The sequence below is a fragment of the Granulosicoccus sp. 3-233 genome (assembly GCF_052681095.1).
In genome coordinates this window covers 31,281-49,309 of record NZ_JBQYLE010000007.1, presented here as the reverse complement: position 1 = coordinate 49,309, position 18,029 = coordinate 31,281, and the positions used below count along the sequence as shown (strand labels likewise).

Below are 18,029 nucleotides of genomic sequence, written 5' to 3'. Positions count from 1 at the left end.
GGCCGGATTCGCCTGCCCTGACCGCTGGCAATCATCACTATCCCGGACGGGCCAGCTGAATGCACCTGCTGGTAACGACGTGTTCTCGGCCCACGCTATCGTGGACATGCTTCGCAGGCATTCGGCGCAAGGTCCTGATCATTGCAGCTACTGTGTGTTTCCGGTCATGCAATGGCGTTGACTTGGGCAGGCAGGTTATGCCGTGGTCGGATAATGCATGGTTGCCTGCACTCGAAGTCGCGCTCTGTCGATTGGGATCGACTGTACGGAGCTATTGCAGTAGTATCTGATCATTGCACATCGGCAAGCTCTGTACGGTTGCCGACACGGTTCTGCTCGAACAACCTGGACAGACCCGTAAAATGCAATATTGCGCACTTCTTGAAGTGCCAGATATTGCAATGATGCGGATGGTCGACGTGGCAGGACTGCATGGCGTGGAACCGGGAGTTGAAAATGGTGTACTTTTTCAATGCAAAGCCGTCTGTTTCATCTGCATCGTTCCTGCTGTTCCTGTGCCTTCAAACCGTGTTTCCCGCGTTCGCAGACGTCAGGACCATCGCGGTGGAAGACAAGGATTATGCTCCCTACTACGTCTGGACAGACGGAAAACCGACAGGTCCTTGCATCGATATCGTATCCGGCACCTTTGCACTCATGGGCGATACCGTTGAATATCGACGCTTCCCCTGGAGCCGGGTATTGCGCTCGGTGGAGGAGCAGAAAGTCGATGCCGGTCTGTGCGGTACACGATCCGAGGAACGAGCGGCATACAGCCATTATCCGAGCGAGCACTTGCTGATCTATGACGCAACACTGTTTGTTCGTGCTGATTCCGATCTGCAGACATCGGCGAGCGACAGGCTCGTCGGGCGCTCCTTCGGCATCGTCACGGGGTATTCATTCGGCGATATAGAACAGGATCTGGAGAAAGAGGGCATGATCCGGCTGGAGGCCACCAGTCGTGAAAGCCTGTGGAATCAGTTGCTGATCGGCCGGATCGACACCGCACTGGACTCGATACTGCCCATGGTTGATGACACGACGCGAATGGGCAGGCGCGACGAAATCAGAGCACTTCAACCCAGTCTGGCGGAAACGCCGGGCTACCTGTTTTTCAGTCGCAAGCCGGGTAATGACGTCCTGGCTCAGGATTTTTCGCGCGCACTGAAGACCTTCAAGAGTAGACCCGAGTATCTGGAGCTGAAGTCCAGATATGGATTGTGATCGGCTGTTTCCCTGGTGAACAGTCGCGATGATGCTGCAGGCCCGGGAGTGGGTTTGCGTGCCATGGCCTGCGCGATGGAAGAAAAAGGAGTCGAAAATGAAAAGATTGTACTCGACGGTTCTCTGCAGTTTCCTCTCACTGTTGGCATCGACCCTGTATGCACAGGACAAGACGGTCGTCGTCTCGACGCTGGAATGGCCACCGTACACCGGAGGCAGTTTGCGCAACGGCGGCGCCACCACCGAGGTGGTACGTCAGGCCTTTGTTGCGGCCGGTTATGAGGTGGAAGTCGTTTATCGACCCTGGAAACGCGCGATCGACTCTGCCGCCAAGGGAACGGATGACGTCATAGCCTATTTTCCGGGTTATCACTGCAGTCATCAGGAAGGTTTCATCTCCTCGAATCCGATCGGCAGCGGACCCCTCGGACTGGCCGAGAATACCGATGCGCCAATCAGTTGGACCAACGTGGATTCACTGGGTGAGCAACAGTTGAAGATAGGGACGGTATTGGGTTATGCGAATACGGATGAATTCGACAAGAAGGTGGGTACAGGTTGGGTGATGGTCGTTCCTTCCAACGATGACCTGACGAATCTGAAAAAGCTTTCGCGTCAACGCATCGATGCCGTGGTCATCGACAAGTTCGTGCTGGAATACCTGAAATCGACGGAAGCCAGTCTCGAAGACAGTCGCGCCAAGTTGAAGTTCGATGAACGCCCACTGGAGGACAAGACTCTGTATCTGTGCTTCCGGGATGATGAGACCGGGCATCAGGTGAAGGAGCAATTCAACCTCGGGCTGGACAGCGTTGATCCGGAGGCCATTACCGAAGACTATGTCGCCACCGAGTTTGCCGACTGAACGGATTCATGGACGAGCGACAGGGTCATTGATGTGCTTCTGAAATACCGCTTTCGGTCGATTCAGACCAAGTTTCTCGCACTGATAGTCCCCTTCGTTCTGTTGACCATTGTGCTGGTCTTTGCCATGGCCGAGCGCAATGCACGCGAGGCGGCCGAGCAGAAGCTGCAGAGCAAGCTGGAAAAACTGGTAGCGATCCAGAGTTCGGTCATTTCAGAATCCCTGTGGAATGTCGCAGACGAGCAGATCAAACTGATTCTGTCGTCGCTGGATATCGACCCGGATGTGCAGGCGGCAGCCGTCTATGACGATGGGGAGGTGCTGGTTGCCTTCGTCGGTGATATTGACGGCATGACAGAGGATCCGTATTACGCAGAGAAGGAGATTCTGTATGTCTACGGCGACCAGGCAATCAATATCGGTCGACTTGCCATCGCGCTGGACGATAGCCAGATCATCGCAGACTCCTGGGGACGCACGAAACTGGGGATAGGACTGGCGGCGTTGCTGCTGGTTTCGGTGGTGGCCACCGCATTGATTGCCCATCTCACGACCATTGGCCGGCCACTGGAGCGGTTGCTGGCATCCATCAATCAGGCCCGTAGCGGTGGTGAGCGCATCCCGGTGAACTGGCACAGTCGGGACGAGATGGGGACGGTGGTTCTGGCCTTCAATGAGATGCAGACGCAGCAACAGGCCGACGAGGAGGCACTGCGCAAGGCGCGTGACGATCTGGAGCGGCGAGTGGAAGAGCGAACCCGTGATCTGGCCAAGGCTACACGCAATGCGGAAAATGCCCAGAGCCAGTTGCGTCACGCCATAGAGAGCATTGCTGACGGGTTCAGTCTCTATGATGCGGATGATCGCCTGGTCATCTACAACCGTCGTTACAAGGAACTCATCAATCTGGCCGAAGACAACGTCGTCGTGGTGGGTGCCACCTTCGAAGAGATCATTCGCAAATCGGCGCAGCAGGGGCTCGTCAAGAACGTCAGGGAGAGTCAGGACGAATGGCTGGCTGAACGATTGCATTCACATCGCAATCCGGGAGCCCCGCAATTGTTGCAGCGGACCGATGGTCGATGGATTCGCGTCAGTGAGCGCAAGACCGAAGATGGCAGCATTGTTGCCGTCTATACCGATCTGACCGAATTGAAAAGACGTGAACAAGAAGCAGAGGAAGCCAATCGGGCCAAGAGCCAGTTCCTGGCCAACATGAGCCACGAACTGCGTACGCCGTTGAATGCGGTCATCGGCATTACCGAAATGCTGACCGAGGATGCAATAGAAGACAATCAGGACGATATCGTCGAGCCACTGGAGCGTATTCTCAGAGCCGGCAAGCATCTGTTGAAGCTGATCAACGAGATTCTCGACCTGTCCAAGATCGAAGCGGGCAAACTGGAGTTGTGTATCGAGGAATTCGATGTACTTCCCCTGCTGCACGAATCGCTCAGTACGGTTTCCGCGCTGGCAGAACAGAATGCCAACAGCCTGCAATACAGCATTCCCGACGCTGGGCTGAAGGTTCATGCCGACCAGACGCGACTGCGGCAAATCGTGCTGAACCTGCTGAGCAACGCCTGCAAGTTCACCAAGGACGGCGTTGTCGGACTGGAAATCGACACCTGTCTGATCGATGACGTGGAACATCTCCAGGTCGTCGTTTCCGATACGGGAATCGGCCTGAGTCAGGAGCAGTTGGGTCGTCTTTTCGAGGAGTTCAGCCAGGCTGACAGTTCCACGACACGCCGCTACGGCGGGACCGGTCTGGGCCTGGCGATCAGTCGTCGCTTGGCACGCATGATGGGTGGAGACGTCACCGTGGAAAGCCAGCCCGGTGAAGGAGCGGTGTTCACTCTGAAATTGCCACGTCATGTTCAGGTGAGTGGTGAACAGCTCGGTAGTGGCGCGCAGGAACCGCCTTCCCGAGTTACCGACCATCAGAGCGTTACGGCTCGGGTGCTGGTGGTGGATGATGACAAGACCGCACGCGAGCTCATGCGAGTCATGCTGGCCCGCGAAGGCTATGACGTCATTACCGCTGCGGATGGATCGCAGGCGCTCGAGCTGGCTCGCAGCATGGCGCCCTCGATGATCACGCTCGATGTGCTCATGCCGGAGATGGATGGTTGGGATGTACTGGCGGCACTCAAATCGGATCCGAAGACCATGGATATTCCGGTCGTCATGGCAAGCATGTCCGATCAGGCGGACCGAAGCTATTCACTGGGTGCCGTTGATTTCCTGGCCAAGCCGATCGATCGGGATCGCTTGCATCGGATTCTGGACCGGTTTCATCGATCGGCAGAATCACCGAAGGTGCTGCTGGTGGAAGACGATGGTGACACCCGATACCGGCTATCGCGCAATTTCGAAGCAGCAGGTTGGCAAGTCGATGAAGCGGCGGACGGAGAGGAAGGGATCGATTGCATCGGTCGGCAGCGTCCAGACCTGATTGTTCTGGATCTGATGATGCCGGGTATGGACGGATTCGAATTTCTGGCGCGTCTCAGGACCATTGATCCTTCCGGCAATCTTCCGGTTGTGGTGCTGACCGCCGCCGACCTTTCTCCGGCTGACCATGCGCGTCTGAATGGCGGTGTCCTGGACATACTGCACAAGGAAGGGCTCGGCCGGGATGACCTGATTACCCGTATTCGCGAGATCCTGCCGCGCTCTGCGGTACGACCCGGGAATGAGTCATGACTGACCCGCTTTCATACGATTCCGCTCGCGTCTGGAGGTGCAAGCATGGCACTAGGGATACGTCGCCCGACCCCGACGTTACCAGTCACGATTCCCTGTCTCATTGAGGTTTGCCGTTCCATGGTCAAGATACTTTACGTCGAAGACAACGAGGACAATATCTACATGTTGAGCCGTCGTTTGAAGCGCAACGACTTCGAGGTAATCGTTGCCATGGACGGTGAGCAGGGAGTTTCGCTGGCCAGCAGTGAGTTGCCGGCGCTGATCATCATGGATCTCAGTCTGCCCGTGCTGGATGGCTGGGAAGCGATACGACGAATCAAGGCGGCATCCGCCACCTGCGGGATCCCGATCATCGCTCTTACCGCACATGCCATGGCTGAGGACAGAGAGGAGGCCTTCGGCGCGGGTTGTGACGACTTCGATACCAAGCCCGTCGAGATGTCTCGTTTGCTGGGCAAGATCCACACGCTTCTGGCCGGGAAGGCAACATGAACGAACAGGCGCCCTCGCTGTTGATCGTGGATGATAACGAAGATAACCGTTATACCCTGATGCGACGTTTGAAGCGTGAAGGTTACGAGAATCTCGCCTGGGCGGATAATGGTCAGACCGCCCTCGAACGACTGCGGGCAGAGTCCTATGACCTGGTGTTGCTGGATATCATGATGCCGGTGATGAATGGTCACGACACGCTGGAGGCCATGAAACAGGATATGCACTTGCGCGAAATCCCCGTGATCATGATTTCAGCCGTGGATGAAATGGATAGTATCGTGCGCTGCATCGAGGCCGGAGCAGAAGATCATCTGGTCAAGCCGTTCAATGCGGCCCTGCTCAGGGCGCGTATTCGTTCCAGTCTGGACAGGAAGAAACTGCGTGATCAACAGACCGAGTACCTGAAGCAGATCGAGCATGAGAAAAAGCGCGGTGATGATCTGCTGCATGCAACCTTGCCAGCCGCCGCTGTGCACGAGCTCAAGGCGACTGCCGGTGTACGGCCCAGGCGTTTCGAGGATGTCGTTGTATTGTTCTGCGATGTGGTCGGCTTCACCGGGTATTGCGATGAGCACCAGCCCGAGGAAGTGGTGGCTCATCTGCAGGCTTTCGTGCTGGACTGCGAAGCTATTGTCGAGCGGCACGGACTGGAGAAGATCAAGACCGTCGGTGATGCCTTCATGGCGACTGCCGGACTGTTGAAGCATGTGGACAAGCGGGCGTTGGCAAGCGTATCGGCCGCTTTCGACATGATCGAAGCTGCCCGGAAACGGGACTCTGGCTGGAAAGTGCGAGTCGGTATCCACTCGGGGCCTGTGGTCGGCGGGGTTGTCGGAAAGAGGATGTACTGTTTCGACGTCTGGGGCGATACGGTCAATGTCGCTGATCGCATCACGTCCTCTGCCCGAGCCGATGCCGTGCTGGTCAGTGCCCCGGTCTGGCGAACGCTGGATGACGCCTGCAGCGGTCAGTCGAGGGGACTGGTGGAACTCAAGGGCAAGGGGTCGGTCGAGCTCATCGAGTGCATGGCCTTGCTGTGAACCCATCAGACCTTGCCGTTTCTGCCACTGCGCTCGTTTCCTGCTCGAGCGAGTGACCTGCCGTCGCTGCACTGCTATTGCTGGTGGTGGTGCGGTGTGGCGAGCATGTCTGATATATTCGCCCTGTTTGACGTGAATCGGGACATGGCTGTCCGGTACGGTGGACCTCTGACAGGAGAGTAGTGACATGCCCAACGAGGGTTTTCTGATCGGTATCGATGTCGGTACGGGTAGTGCAAGAGCGGGTGTCTTCAGCCTGAGTGGGGAGCTTGTCGCTAGTGACAAGCAGGAGATCTCGCTGCACCGTGAGGGCAGCACCACGTTTGAACAATCCAGCGAAGAGATCTGGGCCGCTGTCGGGCATTGCGTGCGCGGAGCGTTGGCAGCCGCCCGCATCGAGGCGGAGTCTGTGGTGGGTATCGGTTTCGATGCCACCTGTTCACTCGTCCTGGTCGGGGAAGGCGGTGCGTCACTGCCGGTGGGAGATCCGGAACATCCGGAGCGCAACATCATCGTCTGGATGGACCATCGTGCCGTTGATCAGGCGAGGCGAATCAACAGCGGAAAACACGCTGTTCTGGACTATGTTGGCGGCACCATCTCGCCAGAGATGGAAACGCCCAAGCTGCTGTGGCTCAAGGAAAACCGTCGAGCGGTGTACGATGAGGTACGCCACTTTTTCGATCTCACCGATTTTCTGACCTGGAAAGCGACTGGCAGTGCCACGCGCTCTTCCTGTACGGTCACCTGCAAATGGACCTATCTGCCACACGAAAACGGATGGGACGAGCGATTTTTCCGCCAGATCGATCTCGCCGAGCTGGTGGAGGAAGACTTCGTCAGGATCGGACAGGAGGTCGTCGCACCAGGCACGGCGCTGGGGTCAGGCCTGAGCGAAGCTGCCGCTAGTGATCTGGGACTGGCTGCCGGGACAGCGGTAGCGGCCGGTCTCATCGACGCGCATGCCGGGGGGATTGGTACCGTGGGTGTCATCGGTGCGCCGAGCGAGAATCTGGCCTATGTCTTCGGCACGTCTTCCTGCACGATGACATCAACACCAGAGCCGGTATTTGTTCCCGGCGTCTGGGGGCCCTATCACTCTGCCATGGTTCCGGGCCTGTGGTTGAACGAAGGCGGTCAATCGGCGGCAGGTGCGGCAATCGACCAGCTCCTTGCCTTGCATCCGGCTTCGCAAGAGGCAGACAGGGCCGCCCGGCAGGCCGGCAAGAGCTTGCCGGAGTGGCTGGCCGATCGTGCCATGGAAGCCGGTTGCACCAGCGATAGCGATGATCATCTTTCGGCGGTGGTCCATCTGGCCGCTGGACTGCATGTGGTGCCGGAGTTCATCGGCAACAGAGCACCGTATGCAGACCCGGAGGCACGCGCCGTCATCTGCGGTCTTGGCATGAGCCGGGAGATCGACAGTCTGGTGGCGCTCTACGTCGCCGGATTGTGCGGTCTGGGCTATGGCTTGCGCCAGATCATGGAGACTCAGGAAGCCAGCGGTGCGGCGGTCAAGCGCATCGTCATCAGCGGTGGTGCCGGACAATCCGATCTCGTGCGCCAGCTGCTGGCTGATGCAACGGGCAAGCCGGTGCTGTCGGTCTCCTGTGAGGAGCCGGTACTGCTGGGCTCTGCCATCCTGGGGGCCGTTGCCGCCGGCTCGTTCAGCGACATGCAAACCGCCATGACTGCCATGACCTCGCCGGGCAAGACGTTCACACCGAGCGAGGGCTCCATGGTGACACTACACCAGGCGCGGTTTGATGCATTCTGCCGGCTGCAGTCAGTGGCGCGCGAGATCAGGCAACGGTAATCTATCTCCGAGCGCTGCGAGCGAACAGGACCTTATCGTGAAGGTTTGGGGGTGGCGCGCACAGCGGAACCGTCGGTTGGCACAAGGCAAGACTGATACGACCGACTCGCCTTGTTCACCCTGCTCAGGAAGAGCCGGTGGTGTCGCGTTCGAGAAAGAAGCGAACGATCTCGGTTGATGCATCGGGGCCGTTCTGCTCGGTATACGATCCGCCGGGATTGCCTCCTGACCAGCCATGACCCCCTTCGCTCATCTGCCAGTACTCGCAGCCGATTCTGTCCGGATTCTCTTCCGCGACATACTGGGTGACGACGTAGTGATGACCAGAGGCAGTGTCATGCGTCAGGCTCAAGGGCAGCCAGTTTGTCGGCACGTTTCCGGATTGCTCTCGGGCGAGCCAGTTGGCAATGATGCGTTCAGCATTCGCGACATTGACCACTCTATCCTGACTGCCGTGAAAGAGGATAAGCGGCGTGTGACTGTCAGCCGGCTGCGTTGCAGCAACGGAGGAGTTCGCATCAGCCGGTGGACTTGATGCTGCACCATTCACCCTGTTGCCCATCATCATGGCGAATGCTTCCCGGTCGGAGGTGGCTTCGCCTGTCGGCAGGCCGGAATGCACGCCAGCGGCAGAATACAAGTCGGGGTACTGTTCCGCCAGCACCAGTGCCATTGCTGCACCTGCCGAAAATCCGGCAACAAACACCCGCTGAGGATCAATCGGCAGACTGTCCATGACATGCCGTGTCAGCTCGCTCAGCATGTCCGGCTCCCCACCGCCCCTGTGCTGATGGGCCGGTTCGAACCAGTTCCAGCACCTGTTGGGGTTGGCAGAGCTTGACTGCGCAGGGTAGAGCACCATCATGCCCGCTGCCTCTGCGATGGCATTCATGCGGGTGGCGGTGGCGAAGCTGCCGGGATCCTGTCCACAACCATGCAGCAAGAGCAGCAGCGGAGCGGGTTCAAGACTCTCCCGGGCAGGCACGAACAGTTTGTAGTGCATTTCCGCGCCATGACGGGAGAACACGCCATCGTTGAACGAGCCGCTTGCCTTTTCGGGCGGTCGCATGCGATTCCTTGCCAGGGGCTCGGCATCACCTGGTTGCCTGCCCGTTCCGCCGTCCGTGGTTGTCAGCGGCTGGTTGGACAGAGCTTCCTGGATCAGCGTCGCAGCACCGGCGGCATCACCGGAAAGTGTCAGGCGTGTGGCCTCTTGCATCAATTCAGCGGGTGTCTTGCTCATGTCTTCCGGGTCGGCATGGATCAGGGAAAGGGATATCGAACTCTCTGTCTGCCATCAACCGATCAGACATCGCATGCCGATTCAGTCTGAGGCTGATTCCGGCACTGAATCTCAGTCACCAGGAAGACGGCAGTCATGAACATGATATGGGCAGGAAACTGTCAGGAAATACGGCAGGAAGAGTAGACGTTAACAGATGTTCGATGCGATTCGTATTCCCTGTAGCTTTGGCGTGTCTTCGTGAAGCGCCTGAGCATGTGCGATGAGCGAGCTTGGTCTGTCTGTCAGTCAGACTGTCTCTCGTTGTCAAATCTGCTCCCGGAAGATCAGTAGGACATGAGCAGCCCATTGCCCTATACGATCGGTCAGGTCACTGCCATTCAGTGCGATGAGTCTGGCCTGTTCGAGGTCTGCCTCGAAGCTGGCATTCAACGACTTCGCCAGCTTGACATCGTCCGCCAGCACCAGAATCTCATCGTTCAGTTCGAATGAGCGGTTGTCGAAGTTGGGTGACCCGAACAGGCTCCATCGGTCATCGATGACCATGGCCTTGGTGTGCATCATCGTCGGTTGGTATTCGTGGACGGCGATGCCGGCGCCGACGAGGTCCTGGTAAAAGGCAAGGCTCGCATAACGAGCGAGCCAGCTGTCGTTGTAATCTCCGGGCAGCAGCAGTCTGACCGACACACCACGATCTGCCGTTTCGAGCAAGGCCCTGGCCAGCGCGGCGTCCGGTACAAAGTAGGGTGTTGCAATATTGACCGAGTGGGTGGCCAGTTGCAATGCGGTCCAATAGGACAGTGCCACTGGCGACAGGTCTCCGCGAGGCGATGTCGATAGCACCATCAGGCGAGCGCCGTCGTCGTTGTCGGGTTTCGGCGTCTTCGTTGAACCCTCGCCTTGTGGGGCAGCGTCCAGCTGCATCAGTTTGCCCGTGGCATTCAACCAATTCTCGGCAAACGAGCCCGCCAGCATTCGTACTGCTGGTCCTTCGATCCGGAAATGGTCATCTCGCCATTCGTCGGCGTTTCGGGCGTTGCCGGTCCATTCCTGAGCGATGCCCACGCCTCCGGTGAATGCCACGGTATTGTCGACGATCATCACTTTCCGGTGAGTCCGTCGGTTGAAATGCCGGATGTTGTACCAGGTGAACGGGTGGAACCAGACCACCTGGACACCACTGCTCTCGAGTCGATTGAAGAGTTCACTCGGCATGGTACGCGCACCGTAGCCATCGATGATCAATCGCACATCGACGCCGCGATCGACCGCCTGGCCCAAGGCCTTGGCGAACTCTTCCGCAATCTGCCCAGACCAGTAGATGTAGGTCAGCAGATGAATGGATTGCCTGGCTTCCGATATCGCGGAGAGCATGGCAGGAAATATTTCATCGCCGTTGATCAGTGCCTCGACCTGATTGCCGGAAGTTACCGGGCTGTGCAAGACAGTTTCCAGAGTGGTCAGCAGATCCGGCGTTTCATGTTGCCCTGCTACCGGTGCGGCCGCGGCCTTGACTCGGTCGAGTGAATCGGGGAGCAGGTCTTCAGGTTCCGGCACAACCAGTGTGTAGATCGACCAGAGTAGCCACGCGCCCCCCGTCAAGGCCAGCAGATGGACAAACCGCCCAACTCGCGTACTGCAAGTCTTGCTCATCATGATCTCGCGCTATGGTCTGTTCAGAAAGGTACTACGGAATGGCCCTTCAGTTCGGCATTGTCGAAGATATCGTCAGAGCAATTCCCGAAAAGAGAACTGCTGCAAACTTTCTGGAATGAAAATTCATGGTGCTATCGTGCGTCTTCGGCTGAGGGCGAAATGCAACTACGGATTTCCTGCGCATCCATGTGCAAGTGCCGTTGCGGGTACGGAATCTCGATATTCGCCTCTCGGCAGGCCTGATTGATCATGATACGCAACTGGCTGGCCACGATATGGTAGCGCTCGGCATCGGTGACGAAGACACGCAGCTCGAACAGCAAGGCACTTTCGCCAAAATCCGTCAGTAGCGCATAAGGTTCAGGGGTCGTGAGAACTTCATTGTGTCTGCTTGCACAGTCCAGCAGCAGCGCCTGTACCTGGTCCACGTCGGCGCCGTGTTCGATACCGATACTGATGATCACGCGTACCGTAGTATCGGTATGTGTCCAGTTCACCAGAGAATTCGACACCAGTTCGCTGTTCGGAATGATGATGCTCGCCTTGTCGAAGGTCTCGATTTCCGTGGAGACACTCATGATGTTGCGGACGATGCCTTCGTGCTCACCCACGGCTATCCAGTCGCCGACACGTACCGGTCGTTGAGCCAGCAGTATCAGCCCCGACATGAAGTTGCCGACGATGCCCTGCAAACCCAATCCGACGCCAACCGACAGGGCACCGAAAACCAGTGCCATGTTGCGCAAGCCGACCCCCAGTGTTGCCACCGCAAGAATCGCTGCAAGGGCGATTCCCAGATAACCGATTCCGACAAAGATGGAGTGCCGCAGGCCGAAGTCCATATGGGTTTCGGGAAGCACACGGTCGTAGACGATCCGTCGCAGCAAACGCGTTGCGATCAGCACGATGGAGAACACGAGTATGGCCAGCAGGAGACTGCCTGGTGAAAACGTCAACTCACCGATCGTTGCACCATCGAGCAGGCGCCGGCTCCACAATTGAATGACCGCTTGTGGGATTCCCCAGGCCTTGGCGAGCAGCAACAGCATGGGGCCGAGCAGCAGAATATCCAGTATGCCTCGTATCAGCATGCCGGATGTGCCCGTGCTGGACTCGCGCCCGAGCCTGGCGATACGGTGCCAGGCGCTGGACAGACGTTCGAGGAATTCATGCAGCAATCGCCGCACCATCAGCAGGGCGCAGACCGTTCCTATGGTTATTGCAAGCCGTGATACCAGGAATGCACTCAGGTCCAGGTAGCCGAACAGACCGAGTGCCAGCGCACAGACGACGATCATCATCAGCACTCGCCGGATGGCCTCCAGTGCTCGATGCGATTGCTCATCGCTCTGCTGGCTGGCTGCTGGTCGCCAGAATCGCTGATGCAGGGAACTCAGCAGCAGGGTGCCGATAACCAGCGTGATGACCAGATTGCTGACCACATCGATTTCATTGGCATAGGGTCGATAGCGCTCGGTGGCCAGGTACAGGGCAAGCATCGTTGCGCAGAATACCACCAGCCATTGTATTCGCCGGTTGACTCGTGCCGCCACTGTGGAGTCGACCGACACCAGACGCCAGTTGGGGGCATGAGGTACCAGCGCCGCCTGGACTGGCGCCACGATGACGATGGCAAGTACCAGGCTGGTCGTCACTGCCTTGACCAATGTCGCCGATTGTTCGCCGACGAGGCCCTGGCTGACCAGTGCCCAGCCGATACCGCCGAAGATGGCGGCCGGCAGCAAGCCACTGGCAACACCTTCGGCAAATGCGCTCAGTGTGCGCTGCGAGTAGGAGGACTCATTGGCCTGAGGCCGGCGTCCATATCTGTCCGTCAGCCAGCGCCCCCCCGGGATGGTGGTCAGGGCTGCCGCGAGCACGAGAACCAGAATCAGCCAGGCTGACCCGTTGCCCCGCCCCTGCCCGCGCAGCAACGCCTGTGCATCAGCTGACAGTCCTCTGCCGATATGCGATGCGTCCGCCAGAAAGTCTGTCCAGAAACGGCTGGTGTAAATGGCAGGTGAACGCGTCAGCAGTCGTGTTTCGAGCTGTTGTCTTTGCGTTCCACCGAGTTGTTTCAGCAGCTGCTCCGCCCGGACCTGAATCAGCTCTGCCTGTTTGACCCGCTGTGAAAGCTGCGCGATCTCTTCCTGAATGGCATCACGCTGGGCGTTGATGTCGCTGGTCTCCGCCGGCTCACCCTCCTCGGGAGGTGTGCCCAGTGTGTCCAGTTCCAGCTGTGGAGTTTCGAGCGCCTTGTTGGTGCGCGCCTTGAACTGCCCGGCATTGTCGATCAGTGCTCCGAGCCGCTGTTCATAATGATCGAAATCGGCCGTCAGAATCTCGCTTTCGTTGAGTTCCAGCTCGATCCAGTCCAGCATGACATTCCAGCGTTGCAACGACCTGTCCTCGTTGTCCTCCTGGGCGCGGATGTCACCCGGGCTCGCCAGCAGGATGAAGAAAACCATGAAGATCAGCCAGGTAGCCTTGCTGAAATGTGTCGCCATCGGTCGGTTTCTCTGGGCAGGCTTGTCGTTGGAATCGGATCGACAGGGCGCGGCACTGGCGTGTGGTTGGTCCGACGTCCCCGAGCAGGGGGAGAGTGCCTGGATTCACAGCCGATGCCGCAAACATACTACGAAGGTAACCCGTTTGGGCCGCGTGGTAAATCAGCCCGATATCCTGGTGGTGTTGACCTCGCCGGATTGCCCGATCGTGACCACTTTCGGCCCCGGAGAATTGCCTGAACGGGAAGCGGTAGAAGTATAGTCACCCAGTCCGCCCTGTCTGGCTTTTCGACTCAGTCGCCCAGTGGTTCGAGCAGGTTTCCCGAACGGTGATTCTGCAAGGTATATTTGATGCGTCGCAGGTTTTCCTGTGCACTGGGACCCATGATATAGCCGGTCGCTGCAGATAGCAGGTCCATGACGGCGAGGTAGGCAAAGCGTACCGACGTCGGCGTCAAGGTGTCGTGTGTTTCGGCAATGGCGACGGTCAGGGGGTGGTCGACAGCCTCTGCCAGCGGGCTTGCCGTTGCGGTAATGGCAATGGTTGTTGCGCCATAACCACGAGCCAGATTGACGGCTTCGATGAGCTCGGCCGTTCTTCCTGACAGGGATATGGCCAGCACCACATCATTCTGGTTCATGGTGGCCGCCGTCATGCGCATGAAGTAGGCTTCGGGACAGCATGACACGTTCACCCCATAGCGGAACAGGCGGTATTGCGCTTCTTCTGCAAGCGTGGTTGCGCTGCCACCCAGCCCGAAGGTGAATACCCTGCGTGCGCTGGTCACAGCCTCCGCGGCGGCCTGGATGGACGAAGGGCTGATCTGTCTCTCCACTTCACGCAAGGCGCCACGCGCATCCGACAGGATGGGAGTCCAATAGGCGGGCAGCTCGGAATCTGCGGGGCGAGGGGGCAATTCCGGGTTGAGATAGGATTCGCCGACCACAAGACTCTGCGCCAGCTTGAGTTTGAAATCCCGTACGCCCATGCATCCGATGGCCCGACAGAAGCGAGTGACACTGGGTTCGCTGACACCGGCACGCTGAGCGAGGCTGGCAATGTTGTCGTCGACGGCGCGTGGTACATCGGCGAGCACGGCTGCGCCAACCTTGCGTTCCGCCGGGCTGAGCAAGGCCATCTGATCCTTGATACGTCCGAGGATGTCGATGATCTGTCCGTGTTGCCGCGCCTCCGCTGAAGGGTCTGCAGGCCCTTCGGGCAGGGTTGAACTGTCAGGCATAACTGGATTCCTTCTCGCTGATGCGTGGAAGCTCACGACGCAGTAACTCGGTTTGTTACTAAATTACAGGTCGTGTAGCTCTTCAAGTTCTTGTAAACAAAGCCACATTCGTCACGGCTAAAAAAGATGTTGACATGAATGTAGCAAAGTTACAGGATTGTGGGCAGTAGATCTGTAGACCCGTTCCCCGGGGTCAGCGATGACCTCAAGGGATCGGAAATCGGCCGTCCGATGACAGGCGACCGTCATGCTAACGGAGAACATGATCGTGAATGTTGCTGCATGCAGTCAGTCGGCGGGGCAATTGGCACTCGCTGAGGCGGTGAACGGATGAACGCTGATCTGGTACTACAAGGAGGCCGGGTGATCGACCCCTCCCAGGGCATCGACCGGATAGCCGATGTTGTCGTTACCGGTGGCAAGGTAGCCGGTCTGGATGTGTCGCCCGCGGCCGGCGCAAGCACCGTCGATGTGAGTGGCAAGATTGTAACGCCGGGCTTGATCGATTTGCACACGCATGTGTATTGGGGCGGTACCTCCCTGGGGGTCGATCCCGATGCCTATGCCCTGAAATCCGCCAGCCCCTTGCTGGTGGATGCCGGAAGCGCCGGGCCCGGGAACTATCCGGGCTTCTCCAGGCACGTCATCGAGCCCGCCTTTGCACGCATTCTGGCTTTTCTGCACATCAGTTTCGCCGGCATCTATGGATTCTCGGACAGGGTCAGGGTTGGCGAAAGTCACGACATGCGACTGATGGCGGCGCGAGATGCCGTACGGGTCGTTGCCGAGTTCCCCGATACCATCGTCGGCATCAAGGTGCGTCTCGGCGCCCACGCCAGCGGGCCGTCGGGCATTGCACCACTGGATGTTGCCATGGCCGTTGCCGAAGAAACGGGTTTGCCCCTCATGGTGCACATCGACGAACCCCCGCCCAGTTATGGCGAGGTGGTGGCTCGTCTGCGCAAGGGTGACGTATTGACTCATTGCTTTCGCCCGTTTCCGAATGCGCCTGTCGATGGCCAGGGGAACATTCGTCCGGAAATTCATGATGCCCGTGAACGTGGGGTCTTCTTCGATGTCGCCCATGGCATGGGTTCCTTTGCCTGGAAATCCGCCCGGGCCATGCTGTCGCGTGATTTTCGGCCCGATGTGATTTCCTCGGACGTCCACGTGTTTTGTCTGGATGGACCAGCCCATGACAATCTGCATGTGATGACGAAATTTCTGGCATTGGGCTGGACCTTGCCCGAGGTCATCGAAGCGGCAAGCGCCGCACCCGCACGTGTTCTCGGCCTGACCGATCGAGGTCATCTGCGTGCTGGTGCCGTGGGGGATATCAGCGTGTTCCATGAAGTCGAAGGCGACATCGATCTGGTGGATGCCGTGGGCGAGAGCGTGTCGTTCGATCGCCGACTGACACCGGTGGGTATCTCCATCGGAGGGGAGTGGAAATCGGTTTGAACACAGGACCATGAGAAAGGGACACCGAATGCACGGCAGCCGCTGGTTTGCGGCATCGTGCACGGATCTCATGGAGTAGACATCAGTTTCATCATTACGCCTGCCATCTTTCCTGCGTCAGATGCAGTGCGATTCACCAGGACGCAGGGCTGACCACGCTTGTCGGACAGCCTGGCTTTGAATGTGTGTTTAACAGGGAGAGAATTCCATGAAATTGAAACGCCTGCTTTGTGGTGCTGCCTTGGTGGCTGTGATGCCGCCGCCATTGTTGGCGGACACGTTCCGCTACGCCACCATCGGCGAACCCCCCAGTCTGGATGCGCAGATGGGTACGGCGACACTGGTGTCGACCATTGCACAGCACATGTTCGAACCACTGTACGCGTTTGATGCCGCCAAGGCCCCTCAGCCGTATCTGGCCACGGGTGAAACCATTTCAGACGATGGCAAGGCCATTGTCATATCGCTGCGTTCCGACGTGACGTTTCACAATGGCGATACGATGGATGCCGAGGATGTCGCCGCCTCGCTGAACCGCTGGGCCGAGTTCGGGTCACGAGGCAAGCTGTTGGGTCTGACGAGCGCAGAGGCCTCCGGAGAACTGGAGGTGACCCTGAACCTGTCGGCGCCCAACGGTGCATGGAAAAGTGTGCTGGCCTTCGTCAATGGCGGGCCGGTCATCTACCCGGCCGAGATCGTGACTGCTGCGGGTAACGAGCCGATATCCGCCGAGAACTACGTGGGTACCGGGCCATACCGGTTTGGCGAGTTACGCCCCAACCGCTATGTGGAGTTGCTGCGTTTCGAGGATCACAGCGCCAACCCGGCTGCCAGTGATGGTGAGGCGGGCGCAAGAGTTGCCAACTTCGATGCCTTGCGCTTCATTCCCGTGCCCGATGTCGGTACGCGAGTCAGTGGGGTACAGGCAGGTGATTACGATTATGCCGAATACATCTCTGGCGATCTGTATGGTCAGGTGAGTGAGGATCCGGGCACCCAGGTGAAGATCAGTGCAGCGCCACTGTTCGGGCTGATGTTCATGAACTCGGAAGCCGGTCCCCTGGCAACCAATATTCTGTTGCGCCAGGCGATCATGGCGTCCCTGAACATGGAGCAGGCCCTGCAGGTGTCGGTCGGTGAGCCAGAGCTCTATGAGGCCGATGGCGCCTATTTCCCCGAAGGCAACATCTGGAACACCGATGCAGGCACGGAAGTCTACAACCAGGGTAATCCGGAGAAGGCCCGCGAGCTGGCGAAAGAGGCCGGTTATGACGGTCAGCCCATCAAATTGCTGGTATCGACCAACTACAAGGCCCACTTCGATGATGCAAGTGTCTTCACGCGACATCTGGCGGACGCCGGCATCAATGTGCAGATGGTTGTCGTTGACTGGGCGACATTACTGCAACTGCGTGGTCAGCCTGCCGAATGGGACATGTTCATGACGCATCACGGTACCGTGCCCGATCCGGTGCTGCTGACGGTGCTGAATGACAGTTATCCCGGCTGGTGGAAGTCCGATGAAAAACACGAACTCATGGCGAAGTTCACCGGTACCTCCGATCTGGAAGCGCGGCAGGCTGCATGGGCCGAGCTGCAGGAACTGATCTACACGCAATTGCCCGTGGTGAAGGTCGGCAACATTCTCTCCTACGACATCGCATCGCAGAAGCTGAAAACGCAGTGGGAAAAGGCGCCTGCCTTCCCTCATTTCTGGGGTGCGTCCAACCAGTAGCGGCGTCGCCATGGTCCTCCGGTGGCGGATG

The 18,029-nt window shown here is 58.4% G+C and carries 12 protein-coding genes; 8 read left to right on the top strand and 4 right to left on the bottom strand.

The features are described from left to right. Positions 1-456 precede the first annotated feature (456 nt). From ACUNV4_RS18140 to ACUNV4_RS18115, 6 genes are all read left to right on the top strand, one after another. On the top strand, positions 457-1,227 hold the full coding sequence (locus tag ACUNV4_RS18140) for a substrate-binding periplasmic protein (protein ID WP_430880009.1): 771 nt from the start codon (positions 457-459) through the stop codon (positions 1,225-1,227). 97 nt (positions 1,228-1,324) lie between these two features. Next, positions 1,325-2,092, top strand: coding sequence for a substrate-binding periplasmic protein (locus ACUNV4_RS18135; protein ID WP_430880008.1), 768 nt, complete (start codon positions 1,325-1,327; stop codon positions 2,090-2,092). Positions 2,093-2,125: 33 nt separating this feature from the next. Beyond that, positions 2,126-4,801, top strand: a complete 2,676-nt coding sequence (locus ACUNV4_RS18130) for a response regulator (protein WP_430880007.1) — start codon at positions 2,126-2,128, stop codon at positions 4,799-4,801. 120 nt (positions 4,802-4,921) lie between these two features. Further along, complete coding sequence (locus ACUNV4_RS18125; protein WP_430880006.1) at positions 4,922-5,296, top strand: response regulator; 375 nt, start codon at positions 4,922-4,924, stop codon at positions 5,294-5,296. Next, on the top strand, positions 5,293-6,339 hold the full coding sequence (locus ACUNV4_RS18120) for an adenylate/guanylate cyclase domain-containing protein (RefSeq protein WP_430880005.1): 1,047 nt from the start codon (positions 5,293-5,295) through the stop codon (positions 6,337-6,339). Before ACUNV4_RS18125 ends, ACUNV4_RS18120 begins: the two co-directional genes overlap by 4 nt. Positions 6,340-6,526: 187 nt before the next feature. Then, complete coding sequence (locus tag ACUNV4_RS18115) at positions 6,527-8,155, top strand: FGGY-family carbohydrate kinase (RefSeq protein WP_430880004.1); 1,629 nt, start codon at positions 6,527-6,529, stop codon at positions 8,153-8,155. 124 nt (positions 8,156-8,279) lie between these two features. Here the strand turns inward: ACUNV4_RS18115 and ACUNV4_RS18110 are convergent, their stop codons facing one another. The 4 genes from ACUNV4_RS18110 to ACUNV4_RS18095 all read right to left on the bottom strand — a co-directional run bounded on the left by ACUNV4_RS18110 (position 8,280) and on the right by ACUNV4_RS18095 (position 14,802). Continuing rightward, complete coding sequence (locus tag ACUNV4_RS18110; protein ID WP_430880003.1) at positions 8,280-9,398, bottom strand: extracellular catalytic domain type 1 short-chain-length polyhydroxyalkanoate depolymerase; 1,119 nt, start codon at positions 9,396-9,398, stop codon at positions 8,280-8,282. A gap of 306 nt (positions 9,399-9,704) precedes the next feature. Next, a complete protein-coding gene (locus ACUNV4_RS18105; protein WP_430880002.1) occupies positions 9,705-11,051 on the bottom strand; it encodes a phospholipase D-like domain-containing protein in 1,347 nt (448 codons plus the stop codon). Between the two features lie 134 nt (positions 11,052-11,185). Beyond that, on the bottom strand, positions 11,186-13,561 hold the full coding sequence (locus tag ACUNV4_RS18100; protein ID WP_430880001.1) for a DUF3772 domain-containing protein: 2,376 nt from the start codon (positions 13,559-13,561) through the stop codon (positions 11,186-11,188). A 293-nt stretch (positions 13,562-13,854) separates the two neighbouring features. Then, entirely contained in the window at positions 13,855-14,802 is a 948-nt protein-coding gene (locus ACUNV4_RS18095) for a MurR/RpiR family transcriptional regulator (protein WP_430880000.1), read from the bottom strand. A gap of 330 nt (positions 14,803-15,132) precedes the next feature. Here ACUNV4_RS18095 and ACUNV4_RS18090 point away from each other — a divergent pair, with 330 nt between their 5' ends. Then, positions 15,133-16,263, top strand: a complete 1,131-nt coding sequence (locus ACUNV4_RS18090) for an amidohydrolase/deacetylase family metallohydrolase (RefSeq protein WP_430879999.1) — start codon at positions 15,133-15,135, stop codon at positions 16,261-16,263. A 208-nt stretch (positions 16,264-16,471) separates the two neighbouring features. Continuing rightward, positions 16,472-17,998 (top strand): ABC transporter substrate-binding protein, encoded by a 1,527-nt coding sequence (locus tag ACUNV4_RS18085; protein ID WP_430879998.1) that lies wholly within the window; start codon positions 16,472-16,474, stop codon positions 17,996-17,998. Positions 17,999-18,029: the final 31 nt, after the last annotated feature.